Annotated in this window: 12 protein-coding genes; 5 read left to right on the plus strand and 7 right to left on the minus strand. The window is 40.9% G+C overall.

The window, feature by feature from the left end; genetic code table 11:
• Positions 1–67: 67 nt before the first annotated feature.
• Both rho and murI read left to right on the plus strand, forming a co-directional pair.
• Positions 68–1,414, plus strand: coding sequence for a transcription termination factor Rho (rho, locus tag ACWIUD_RS04400; RefSeq protein WP_454147093.1), 1,347 nt, complete (start codon positions 68–70; stop codon positions 1,412–1,414).
• Positions 1,415–1,417: 3 nt separating this feature from the next.
• Positions 1,418–2,176 (plus strand): glutamate racemase, encoded by a 759-nt coding sequence (gene murI / locus ACWIUD_RS04405; protein ID WP_454147095.1) that lies wholly within the window; start codon positions 1,418–1,420, stop codon positions 2,174–2,176.
• A gap of 16 nt (positions 2,177–2,192) precedes the next feature.
• On the opposite strand, the gene ACWIUD_RS04410 is transcribed toward murI, so the two are convergent.
• Both ACWIUD_RS04410 and ACWIUD_RS04415 read right to left on the minus strand, forming a co-directional pair.
• Complete coding sequence (locus ACWIUD_RS04410) at positions 2,193–2,477, minus strand: type II toxin-antitoxin system YafQ family toxin (RefSeq protein WP_454147097.1); 285 nt, start codon at positions 2,475–2,477, stop codon at positions 2,193–2,195.
• On the minus strand, positions 2,461–2,772 hold the full coding sequence (locus ACWIUD_RS04415; RefSeq protein ID WP_454147099.1) for a hypothetical protein: 312 nt from the start codon (positions 2,770–2,772) through the stop codon (positions 2,461–2,463). The genes ACWIUD_RS04410 and ACWIUD_RS04415 overlap by 17 nt, the downstream gene beginning before the upstream one ends.
• A 99-nt stretch (positions 2,773–2,871) precedes the next feature.
• Here ACWIUD_RS04415 and ACWIUD_RS04420 point away from each other — a divergent pair, with 99 nt between their 5' ends.
• The 3 genes from ACWIUD_RS04420 (at position 2,872) to ACWIUD_RS04430 (ending at position 6,458) form a co-directional block, all read left to right on the plus strand.
• The gene (locus ACWIUD_RS04420) at positions 2,872–4,671 is read left to right on the plus strand and encodes a hypothetical protein (RefSeq protein ID WP_454147101.1); all 1,800 of its coding nucleotides are present in this window, start codon (positions 2,872–2,874) and stop codon (positions 4,669–4,671) included.
• A gap of 3 nt (positions 4,672–4,674) precedes the next feature.
• Positions 4,675–5,223 carry a Holliday junction branch migration protein RuvA gene (gene ruvA / locus ACWIUD_RS04425; protein ID WP_454147103.1) on the plus strand — a complete coding sequence of 183 codons (549 nt, stop codon included), beginning with the start codon at positions 4,675–4,677 and terminating at the stop codon, positions 5,221–5,223.
• 89 nt (positions 5,224–5,312) lie between these two features.
• The gene (locus tag ACWIUD_RS04430; RefSeq protein WP_454147105.1) at positions 5,313–6,458 is read left to right on the plus strand and encodes a methyl-accepting chemotaxis protein; all 1,146 of its coding nucleotides are present in this window, start codon (positions 5,313–5,315) and stop codon (positions 6,456–6,458) included.
• Here the strand turns inward: ACWIUD_RS04430 and ACWIUD_RS04435 are convergent.
• From ACWIUD_RS04435 to ACWIUD_RS04455, 5 genes are all read right to left on the minus strand, one after another.
• Positions 6,427–6,561 carry a hypothetical protein gene (locus tag ACWIUD_RS04435; protein ID WP_454134051.1) on the minus strand — a complete coding sequence of 45 codons (135 nt, stop codon included), beginning with the start codon at positions 6,559–6,561 and terminating at the stop codon, positions 6,427–6,429. The two genes, ACWIUD_RS04430 and ACWIUD_RS04435, sit on opposite strands and share 32 nt — an antisense overlap.
• A gap of 81 nt (positions 6,562–6,642) precedes the next feature.
• On the minus strand, positions 6,643–7,263 hold the full coding sequence (thyX, locus tag ACWIUD_RS04440; RefSeq protein WP_454147107.1) for an FAD-dependent thymidylate synthase: 621 nt from the start codon (positions 7,261–7,263) through the stop codon (positions 6,643–6,645).
• Positions 7,264–8,430: an FtsW/RodA/SpoVE family cell cycle protein gene (locus ACWIUD_RS04445; RefSeq protein ID WP_454147109.1), complete on the minus strand. Its 1,167-nt coding sequence runs from the start codon at positions 8,428–8,430 to the stop codon at positions 7,264–7,266.
• Between the two features lie 68 nt (positions 8,431–8,498).
• Positions 8,499–11,738, minus strand: a complete 3,240-nt coding sequence (gene polA, locus ACWIUD_RS04450; RefSeq protein ID WP_454147111.1) for a DNA polymerase I — start codon at positions 11,736–11,738, stop codon at positions 8,499–8,501.
• Positions 11,739–11,794: 56 nt separating this feature from the next.
• Complete coding sequence (locus tag ACWIUD_RS04455) at positions 11,795–12,550, minus strand: exodeoxyribonuclease III (RefSeq protein ID WP_454147113.1); 756 nt, start codon at positions 12,548–12,550, stop codon at positions 11,795–11,797.
• Positions 12,551–12,559: the final 9 nt, after the last annotated feature.

The raw sequence follows: 12,559 nt of genomic DNA on the forward strand, positions 1-12,559 counted from the left end.
TTAAAAAAATAGCAACTAAAATTCGCACTTCTACTTTTCAAAACCACTAAAATCTTTAAGGACAAAAATGGCTACAAAAGACAATAACGGCGCAAGAGACAACGGCAAAGAGATTCGAGAAAATAGAGACAATCGCAAGAGCCACATTCCCGCAGACGCCTACAAAATCGAGGAATTAAAAACTTTAAGTTTAGCAAAGCTGATTGAAATCGCAAACAAATTAGGCGTAGAAAACCCGCAAGAATACCGCAGACAGGACTTGATGTTTGAGATTTTGAAAACGCAAGTAAATCAGGCTGGATATATTTTATTTAGCGGGATTTTGGATATTGCAAATGAAAATTACGGCTTTTTGCGCGGTGTAGATGAAAATTTCACCGATTCGCAAAATGATGCGTATGTGTCGCTGACACAGATTCGCAAATTTGCATTAAGAAATGGCGACTTGGTTACGGGGCAAGTGCGCCCACCACGCGAACAAGAGCGATATTACGCGCTTTTAAAGATTGAAGCAATCAATCATTTATCGCTTGAAGAGGCAAAAAATCGCCCACTTTTTGATAACCTAACGCCTTTATTCCCCACAGAGCAGTTGAAATTAGAGTATGATAGCTCAAAGGTTACGGGGCGAATCTTAGATTTATTCTCACCTATCGGCAAAGGGCAAAGGGCGTTGATTGTCGCGCCCCCACGCACAGGGAAAACGGAGCTTATGAAAGAACTAGCACACGGCATTAGCGCAAATCACCCCGAAGTTGAGCTAATGGTTTTGCTAGTCGATGAACGCCCAGAAGAGGTTACAGATATGCAGCGAAGCGTGAAGGGGCAGGTTTATGCTTCGACTTTTGACTTGCCAGCGTCAAATCATATCAAAGTCGCCGAGCTTGTATTGGAGCGCGCAAAAAGGCGCGTGGAGAGCGGCAAAGATGTGGTTATATTGCTTGATTCAATCACGCGTTTAGCAAGGGCATATAACGCCGCTACACCTTCAAGTGGCAAGGTTTTAAGCGGTGGCGTTGATGCAAACGCGCTTCACAAGCCAAAGCGATTTTTTGGTAGTGCGCGAAATATCGAGCAGGGCGGGAGTTTGACGATTATCGCAACGGCGTTAATTGATACAGGCAGTCGAATGGACGAAGTGATTTTTGAAGAGTTTAAAGGCACAGGCAATAGCGAAATCGTCCTAGCGCGCTCAATCGCAGATAGGCGAATCTACCCTGCGTTTGACATTTTGAAATCTGGCACAAGAAAAGATGAATTGCTTTTAGGGGCTGAAAAACTCCAAAAAGTGTGGATTTTACGCAACTTTATGCAACAATTAGGCGACATTGAGGCGTTGAATCTCATCTACTCCAAAATGAAAGATTCAAAAAGCAATGATGAATTTTTAAGCAAAATGAATGAGCAAGAGTAGATTTTGAAAATCGGCGTTTTTGATAGCGGTGTGGGCGGTTTGAGCGTCTTAAAGTCGCTTTTAGATTCAAAGCTTTTTGGCGAAATCATCTATTATGGCGATACGGCGCGAGTGCCTTATGGCAACAAGGACAAAGCCACCATTGTGCGCTTTTCGCTTGAATGCGTGGATTTTTTTATCCCACACAAAATCGATATGCTAATTGTTGGTTGCAACACTGTGAGTGCATACGCGCTAGATGAAATGCAAAAAATCGCGCCATTTCCCGTAATCGGCGTGGTTGAATCAGGCGTCCTTAGCATTAGCAATAAGATTCGTAATAAAAATGCAAAGATTTTAATCATCGCCACAAAAGCCACGATAGAGAGCGGAATCTACGAAAAACATTTGCGAAAATTGGGCTATGAAAATTTGGTGAGTTTGCAAACGGGGCTTTTTGTGCCATTAGTCGAAGAGGGGATTTTGAGTGGCGAGATTTTGGAGGCGACATTTAGGTATTATTTTGGCAATCGCTTTAAGGGCGAATCCGCGCCAGAGGCGATTATTTTGGCTTGCACGCATTTTCCGCTAATCGCAAGTGAGATTCGCGCATATTTTGATGATAAACCAATTTTGATTCACTCAGGGGAGGCGATTGTGGAGTTTTTAAAGCAAAAATATACGATTGATTCATCGCATTTGCAAAAGCCAAAAGTGCAGTTTTTTGCATCAGGCGACAAAGACGCATTAGAAAAAACCGCAAAATTGTGGTTAAAGTCGTAAAGCACAAATCTTTAATCTAACTATATTTCTTAAAAATATCCCTATGCCTGCCTATGCGCGAGAGATAGAGTGTGTCATTTTGGATTTTATACACTAGGACTAAATCAGAGCTTATGTGGCAGTCGCGGTAGCCCTTGTAGTCGCCTTTTAGCGCGTGGTCTTTGTATTTTTTATCGAGCGACTCTTGGTTTAGTAGTTTTTCAACTACAAATTCGATTTCATCTTGCACGATAATATTGCGCTTATAAAGCTTCTTTGTATCGCTTCTAAAAGAATTTTCAATATCAAGATTTAGTTTCATCGGCTAACTCTTTTTCAATCTCTTTGACAAAATCGCTGTAACTTGCATATACCTTGCCATTGCCACCCGCTTCACACTCTTGCAACGCCTTTATCGTCTCATCATTTGGCTCGTGGCTATATCCAAACTCACAAATATCAGATTCTGCGCTAAGTGTCGCATTCATTTTCTCCGCAAAGTCCCTAAACGCCGGGATATACTCTTCCTTAACATTATCTATAATAATTCGCGTCATCATAAGCTCCCAAAAATAAAATTTTGAAATTATATCATAAATCCACGCCATAACACTCAAAAATCCCCAAAAACCCAAATCTTTTAAGCGCATTCATAGCATAGATTCGCTACAATCTCCGCATAAATTTTTCGGGGGCAAATGGAGTTTTTATAAAAAATGGAGCATTTAAAAGAGATTACTTTTGTGCAAAATGTCGAAAATGTCGCTTATTTGCTAAATAAAATTAGCGCAGAGAATGGCATTGAGCGCGATGAATTGGTGGCTGAGATTCACGCGGTGAAGTCCTTTGTCAAAGGCGCAAATGGCGTTTTTGAAAAGGTTGAGGATATTAGCGATGAGGTTTTTGAGGACAAAAGTATCCAAATAAAGCAAAGTTACGATGTCGCCATTTTTCACACCAAAATCGAGCGCAAATTCTACATAGAAGTCCTGCATAACGGCGAATCTGTGGATATTATTTTCAAAGCGGGGTTTGAGATTCCTAAAAATATCGCAGAGTTTGAGACGCTTGCCTTTGCGGTGATTGCGCTAAAAGCGGAGCAGGGCATAATTTTGCGTGATTTGGATAATGGCAAAAATGTGCTTTATGAGCATTTGAAGGATTTGGATTCGCCACTGAAAAGCGATTTGCGCTTTTGTTTGCTAAAAAGTCAAAATTTCGTAGATTCAAAAGATGGCAAAATCGATTTTTTTATCGCGGGGGTTGATTTGGCAAAAAAAAATGTGATTGCGCTAAAAGAAAATACTAAAATTTGCACTTATGCGTTAGCAAAGCTAGGCAAAATCGGGCGCAATCTAAAAGGCGAAATTATAACCCCTGAGGCAAAAACTTCGCTCCCGCCAAGTTGTAGCGATGAGATTAAAAAAAGCGAAATAGATGGCATTTACGAATACACCACCGCCAAAAATGGCTTTGTGATTTTTGAGAAAAATCACTTTTCTTTTAGCAATGAAATTTCGCTTCAAAATGTCGAGTTAAAGGACAATTACAACTTTTTGGGCGATGTGGATACGAAAAGCAAAATTGTCGTTAGCTCTGGAGGCGAGTTTGAGGACGCGCTAAAAAGTGGCGTGAATCTCATCGCAAATCAAATCAGCATTAGTGGCAATCTAGCGGCAAATACGAATTTAGTCGCAAATGAAATCGAAATCAGCGGACAAACGCACAAAACCACAACTATGACTTGCAAAAAAGCGCAAATCGCCACGCATAGAGGGATTTTGGATTGTGAATGCGCAAATATCACCGCATTAGAGGGCGGAATCATAAATGGCGAAAACATAGAAATCGCAAAGGCAAATGGTGGCGAAATTTGCGCAAATAATATCAACATAATTGAGCTTTTTTCGGGCGCAAATGTGAAATTTAGCGCGAAATTGGTGATGGATTGCCTAAAAGGTAGCGACAATAAAATCATTTTCACGCCCCTTGCAAGTCGCCAGACAAAGCAAAAGATTCAATCGCTTTTAAATGAACTTGAATCAAACCAAAACAACGAGCAGATTTTAAAGAAAAGAGAAACCGCTTTAAGCTATCAATACAACAAATTTGCCAAAACTGCGCGAGAGCTAAAAGCACAAATTGAGGACAATAAGGCAAAAAACCGCGCCACGCCAGAATATGTGCTAAATAATTATAGGGCGTTTTTAGAAATCGTGCATAATTTAAAGGCGACAAAAAGCGAACTTGAAGCCATCGCAAAACAACACACAATCATCATAAACACCATTAGAGAATATCAGCAAAGCGTTTTTAGCGCGGAGTTTTTATGTAAAGATGGGTGGTTAAAATACAATGATGTGATTTTTGAGCTAATTTCACCAAAAGTCTATCAAAGCAAAACCATCATCAAAGGCATAGGCAAATATTGCTTTGATTCGGGCGAAAAGTGCATAGTTCATCACAAGATTTTTAGAAGTGAAAGTGATGAAGAAATCAACAATCAAGGATTTTAAAAAATGATAGCGGGGCTAATTGGTAGCGTGTATAAGCGCGGTGTAAGTGGCGTTTTGTTTAATGTAAATGGCGTGATTTATGAAGTATCAATGTCGCTAAATGCGCTCCCTAGCGTGAAAGAAAATGATACGCTTTTGATTACGCAGATTATCCGTGAGGATAGTATCGCGCTGTTTGGCTTTCTAAACAAGGACGAAAAGGATTTGTTTGACAATCTCATCAAAATCAACGGCATAGGACCAAAGGTGGCTTTGAGTATTTGCTCTGCGTTTAAACCTGCGGAATTTTTAAATATAACAAATTGCAATGACTTTGCCACGCTTAAAAAAGTGCCCGGCATTGGGGAAAAAATGGCAAAGCGAATCATCGTAGAGATTAGCGGAAAACTTGGAAATATCGCGCAACTAAATCTCCCGCAAAGCAAGATTGACGCGCTAAATGCGCTTGAATCGCTTGGCTTTAAAAATAGCGAGATTTTAAAAATGCTACAAAACGCAGAATCTACCACCACCGAAGGAATAATAAAAGAAATTTTACAAAAAATGAAGTAGATTCTGCGAAATTTATCAGATTCTGCGAATTTTAATGCAAACTTCAACAACGCTATAATATAATAAATTTTATTTTTTCGGAGGTTTTTATGCTATCTTCGCTTTATATTCGTATGCGGGTGCTTCACTTTGTCGGTATGGTGCTTTTAATCATAAATGCGCTATTTTTCACGGATAATCTCATCGGGCAAATCATTCAATTTATCGCGGTAGTCGCGCTAATTTTGCACGATATTGATGAGAAAATAAATGGCGTAGATAAAACAAAGGCGGTGATGAAAGAATTGCAAGAGATGAAGTTAGATTCAAAAAGCAAGATTGATACTTCGTGGTGCAAGGAAAATGGCGATGTGCTAGTTGCCATCGATGGATTCAAAGATAGAATAAATGCCACGATAAATACCATAAACAGCGAGGCAAACGCCGTCAAAGGGCATATCAATCGCCTATCGCTCATAAGCGATTCGCTCCACCAAAAAAGCAAATCGATGAATGACAAAGTCGCCCTAACTTCGCAAAATGCAGGACTTATACAAAATCTTTTAGGCGAGTTTAGCACCCAAGTCCAATCCACAAAGGACAAGCAAGAGGATATGATGAAGGTGTCAAACGAGATAAAGACGCTAATTGGCTCTCTGTCGCATTTAATCGAGCAGATTTTCTCGCAAAATGCGGAGTTACTCGCGCATTTTGAAGAGTTAGAGGGCAATACGCAGTCCATCGTAAATATCGTAGAGACCGTAAAAGGTATCGCCGAGCAAACGAATCTTTTGGCACTAAATGCCGCGATTGAGGCGGCGCGGGCGGGAGAGCACGGGAGGGGATTTGCCGTAGTCGCCGATGAAGTGCGAAAACTCGCAGAGCGGACAAATCATTCGCTTGGCGACATTACCACAAATATCGCGCTAATTACGCAAAAAGTCGATGACAACAAAAATGGATTAGAGCAGACAAAGCAAGTGGTGGGCGATTTACTCGCGCGGGGCAAAGTCGTAGAGCAAAATATCAAATCCTTTGATGATATTTTTAACGATAATTTCACCACCACAAAAAGCATTATTCAAAATTCGCACTCAATGCAAACGCACATAGAGGCGATAATCTGCGGTGTGGCGGAGATTGCGGAGTTTTCAAATAGTAATTATGAGTTATCGCAAAATATTGATAGCACTTCAAAAAATATCGAGCAAAACTTCGACAAACTCAAAGCACAAGTGGGAGTTTTGGGTGGATAGATTCTGCGATTTTGTGTAAAATTAACGCAGATTCTGCGATTTTAAACCAAAAACGCAGAATCTGAATGCGAAATTTGCAGAATCTAGCGAAAAAAAATTTCAAAACGCAGAATCTAAAAATTCGCAGAATCTAGCACAAAAAATTCGCAGAATCTAATTGCGAAAAACCCACATTTCGCAGAATCTAACTATTTTCCACGCATTTTTCAAAAATGAATTTATGAGTTGCAGGTATTGCTTTTAATACCTCATTAGCTAATTGCCTTATTTCCCACAGAGCTTGATTAGAATTCCTTAAAGCTAAGAAATTCTGTAAGCTTCTAGCATTGATAGTCCAAGTTAATTCAGTCTTATAGCATTCAGGCATAGCATATTTAGCTAAATCATTAGTTACCCTTTGATTAACTAGCAATCTTAAATTTTCTAATGCTTGAATACTAGCTATATCAACTAACTCGTCATTAGTCATCACAATGTATTTACTAGCTCTATCATAGTCATCAGTAGAAAGAAAAGGAACTTCTTTCATTAGTTCCTTTAAAGTATATCTACTTGATTTAACACTCAAAGAAGCTATTCTATGCCTTGCTAACTCTTGTAGGCAAGCTCTAGATATACCTTGTATATAAAAGCTGTAAGAAAGGTGTTCTAATGTGCTAGAATGCTTATATTTATTTCCTACTCTATCTATCAATGCTTTATCAATCTCTCCACCATTATCACTTTTATCAAAGCTTTGCCAGCAAGTTCTAATAGCGTGGGAACAAATATCTAATGGTGTGTAGTGTAGTAGTGTTATTTTCATTTAGGTTTCCTTTAATTTAGATTTACTGATGGATAGCACCATTCCTATGCAAATGCAGCTTGCCACAACAGCACTTCCACCATAGCTTAAAAACGGCACGGCAATGCCTTTTATAGGGATTATTCCCGCCACGCCAAAGGCATTTATTAGGAATGAAAAGGCAAAGCTCACGCACACGCCAATGCAAAATAGCGAATAAATATGATTTGGCGCGTGGTTTGCGATTTTTAAAATCCTATGCAAAATCAGCGCAAATACAATCACAAAAATCCCAAGCCCAATCAGCCCAAGCTCTTCGCACAGCCCCGCTAGCACGATATCGGTATGCACTTCGCTTAAAAATCCTAGCTTTATGCTCCCATCGCCTAGCCCTTTTCCAAAAATCCCGCCATTACTCACGGCAGAGAGCGAATAATACACTTGATATGGCTCAGGCGAGCTATCAACGCGGATATTTTCGGCTAGATTCTGCGGTAGGAAGCTAATTACATAATCTTGAATATTTCCCCACCACATTTTCACTCGCGCAATGCGATTTTGCGAGCTAGCCACCGCTGTGATAAAAAGTATTAGCGAGCTAAGCACAATCACACCAAATAGTTTCAAACTCCCCCCAGCAAACAACAGCATAATTCCAAAAATAATCGCCATCAAAACAACCTGCCCCAAGTCATTTTGCATAATGGCAATAAATGCGATAATAAATCCAAAAATAACCACAATATAAGGCAAAAGCGTTAAAATCTCACTCCACAAACTCTCTTTTTTCTGCCCCACAAATCGCCTAGAAAAGCTCCACGCCAAAAACATAATAAATCCAATCTTAAAATACTCGCTAGGCGCAAGAGAAAAGCCAAAAAGCCGTATCCACCGCTTCGCCCCGCCCGCACTTGTCGCAAAGCTCTCAGGCAAAAACTGCATCGCCACAAGAAGCAGTGCCGATGAAAACAGCACAAAAAATCCAAACTTTGTAATAAGCTTTTCTGCCGGTATTTGCGATAAAATCCACATTATCAAAATCCCAAAACTAACCGCTATAAACTGCCGTATAAAAAAGTGAAATGCGCCATATTCATAATAATCCACCGCATAAACACTTAGCGAATATGCCATCACCACGCTAAATGAGAGCAAAAATGTGACTAAATAAAATAATTTTCTATCCATCAACTTCTTAAATCCTTATTATTTTTCAAGCTAAAATTATTCCTTTTGTCGCTATTTGTCGCTCTGCCCTACTTCAACTCTGCCCAATTTTTGCCGACACTTATGCCACAGGTAAGCGGGATATTTAGCCTGTATGCGCCCTCCATAATCGCTTTGATTTTTTGCGCGACAGATTCTACCAAATCATCGCGCACTTCAAAAATCAGCTCATCGTGGATTTGCAACAAAAGCGCAACTTCGCCGTTTTTGTATTCTTGCGTAAAAAATTTATCGCATTCAATCATCGCTAATTTTATCAAATCCGCCGCACTGCCTTGAAAAATCGCATTTATGCCCTCGCGCAAAAACGCCGCCCTTTCATAATCCGCCGTGCGCGTAAAATCAAACTTGCGCCTATGCCCTAGCAGACTCTCCGCATAGCCATTTTGCAAAATCTCGCGCTCTTTGTCCGCCAAAAAGTCCCTAATCGTGGGAAATTTCGTAAAATAGCTATCGATATATGATTTTGCTTCATTTTGCGGGATTTTGAGATTTTGAGAGAGTTTTCGCGCACCCATACCATAAATCAGCCCAAAATTTATGCTTTTTGCAATATTGCGTTTTGCTTTCGCGCTAGTTTCATCGCCAAAAAGCTTAATTGCCGTCTCTAAATGAATATCCTTGCCACTTTCAAATGCCTCACACAGCGATGAATCGCGCGAAAAATGCGCCAAAAGTCGCAACTCAATCTGCGAATAATCCGCCGAAACAAAGCTAAATCCCTGCTTTGCGATAAATCCCTGCCGAATCTTGCGCCCTATGTCGCTACGCACGGGGATATTTTGCAAATTTGGATTTTTTGACGCAAGTCGCCCCGTGCTAGTGCCCGTCTGCACGAACGAAGTGTAAAGTTTGCGATTTTTATTTAGGCTTAAAAAAGGCGCGACATAGGTATTTAGCAACTTGCTAATCTCTCTATAATCAAGCAGTAGCGGGATTACCGCGTGTGAATCGCGCAATGATTCAAGCGTCTTTTCATCAGTGCTAAACGCGCTGTTTTTCAACGCCCTGCCCTTTTTTAGCCCGAGTTTGTCAAACAAAATTTCGCTTAATTGTTTGGGCGAGTTGAGATTAAATTCCGCTTCGCAAAGTGTGAAAATTTCCTTGCTTAAACGACTAATTTTAGATTCTAACTCATCGCGCAAACTACCAAAAAACTCCGTATCAACGCCAATTCCCGCGCCCTCCATTTTCGCCAAAATCTTAATTATAGGATACTCCAAATGCTTTGCGATGTCAAACATATCCGCGCTTAAATTTTCACAAAAATATTTATATAGCGCAAGGGTGCAAAGCGCGTCCTGCGCGGCATAATCTGTCGCCTTGTCGATTGCCACCATATCAAACGATGCCTTTTTGGGGACGACTTCATCAAACTTTATCGTGGTGTAATTTAGGTGCGTTTTTGCTAAAAAATCAAGCCCACAAGGCGAATCGCTACTATTAAGCCACGCCAAAAGCATAGTATCGATTATGCGCGAAATGTCAAGGGCAAAATTATGCCAAATAATCTTAATGTCAAATTTTGCGTTGTGTGCGATGATTTCGTGGGCGAAAAGTTTGCAAAGTGCGGCTTTTGCGTCGGTGTGAGCGATTTGACTAGGCGCACCCAAATAGCTATGGCGCAGTGGCACATAAAATCCACAATTTAACTCCCACGCAAACGAAAATCCCACGATATTTGCGGTATTCGAATCAAGCGAATCGGTTTCAGTATCAAATGCCACAAGTGCGTCTTTTGGGATTGAATCGATGATTTTAAAAAGTTTAGCTGAATCTAAAATGCAGATTTTTTGCGAATCTTTTAGGTGGGATTTTATAGTAAAATCGCTAGATTCTGCGATTTCGTGCGAGATTCTGCGATTCGCAGAATCTGCATTACTCTTCGTCATTGCGAGATTCTGCGTTAGCGAATCGTGGCAATCCATTTTGTCATTCTGAGCGAATGAAGTGAGCGAAGAATCTCTGTTTAGATTCTGCGATTCTGTGTAAGATTCTGCGTTTTTTATTTGAATTGCAGAATCTGCGATATTTTTGCCGTTTTTTAAATTAGATTCGCTAGATTCTTTTCGCAAAAAGGGCTGCACCCCCCGCCCCGCTCCCCCTACGCGCCAAAAAGCAGCCGCTTTTTCGCTTTTAGGGGGAGAGCCTCGCTTATCCGCTTCTAGCAAAAAATCGGCGGGTGGCACTACTGCACCCTTTGATTCCGATTTTTTGCACCACGAAGCGGGCGAGTTTTGGGTGCTTCGCACGGATTTATTTTCATTAGATTCTGCGATAAGTCCCCTATTTTTTGCGGAGTTTAAATCAGCTTGTCCCCCCTCCCTTGCGGAGGGGGCTAGGGGGTGGGTATTTTTTATTTTAGATTCTGCGAAAATCGCAGAATCTAACGGATTTTTTGTTTTTTTGCGAATCTTATCCAAAATATTTATGTTGTATTTTTCTAACTCAGATTCGATTAAAAATAGCGGATTTTGCGCAGGTTTCACGCATGAATCAAAGGCAAAATTTTGCAATAAATCATCACGCAATCGCACAAGTTTTTGGCTAAGATACGCGCTATCCTTACCCGCGCTAATTTTTGTCGCCATTTTGGGTGGGATTTTAGGCGTATTTTGCGCCAGATTCGCATAGAGATTATCAAGGCTACCAAATTCGCTAATAAGGCTCTGTGCGCTCTTTGCGCCGATTCCAATCACGCCTATGATATTATCGCTTGTATCACCCACCAAACTTTGATAATCCACAAACTGCGCGGGATTCACGCCAAACTTCTCGAAGCACTCGGAGGCGTGAATCTCACGCTTTTTAGCGGGGTCAAAAATGTGCGTGTTGCTATCGATTAGCTGATACAAGTCCTTATCCACGCTAACAATGCGAACAGCGAGATTTTCGCGCTTGGCAAGTCGGCAAAGCGTGGCAATCGCGTCATCTGCCTCAAAGCCATCGATTGCGATTTGGGAGAGATTCATCGCGCCTATCCAGCGAATCGCCACTTCGATTTGGGCGATTAAATCCTTATCCGCCTCTTTGCGATTCGCCTTGTATGCAGGATAAATGCTTTTGCGCCACTTTTCGCCCTGCCCTTCTAGCGCGAAAATTAAGTGCGTGGATTTGTCATCAAAAAGTTGATTGATGAGATTGACAAAGCCTAGCAAAACGCCTGTGGGGAAGCCGTCCTTGCTAGTTAGCTTTGGCAGGGCGTAAAAGTTGCGAAAAAAATATCCAAAAGTGTCAATTATGGCAAGTGTGGGCTTTGATTCGCTCATAGTTTGGATTCGCTTAATTTTTATTTGCTCATATTTGGTATTTACCCATATTTGCCCTAAAATGCGAGTGTGATACCCACAGGGCAGTGGTCGCTACCTAAAATCTCACTAAAAATTTCCGCGCTTTTTAGATTTGGCGCAAGGGCGGTTGATAGCAAAAAATAATCAATCCGCCAACCGATATTTTTTGCCCTTGCGTTGCCCATATATGACCACCAAGTGTAAGCGTTTGTTTTGTGCGGGTAAAAATGGCGGTATGAATCGATGAAGCCAGAATCCAAAAGTGCGGTGAATTTTTCGCGCTCTTCTTTTGTAAATCCTGCGTTTTTGGTGTTTTGCTTGGGATTTTTTAAGTCGATTTCTTTGTGTGCGACATTTAAATCGCCACAAACAATTACGGGCTTTTTAGATTCAAGCCCTTTAAGAAATGCGCGAAAATCGTCCTCCCAGCGCATACGATAATCAAGCCGTGCAAGTTCGCGTTGCGAATTTGGCACATAGACATTTACCAAAAAAAACTGCTGAAATTCTAACGCAATCACGCGCCCTTCGTTGTCGTGCAAATCGATTCCTATGCCATAAGATTCGGCAATGGGCGATTCGCGCGATAAAATCAAAGTGCCTGAATAGCCCTTTTTCTCCGCGCTATTCCAAAAGGCGTGATAGTTTGAAAAAGAAAAGTCGGCTTGCTGTTTTTGCATTTTGGTTTCTTGGAGGCAAAAAATATCCGCATTTTGCGCCTCAAAAAAATCCATAAAGCCCTTATTCATACAAGCGCGAAGCCCATTTACATTCCACGAAATTAGTTTCATTTTTGGGCT

The sequence above is a fragment of the Helicobacter sp. 23-1044 genome (assembly GCF_053654695.1).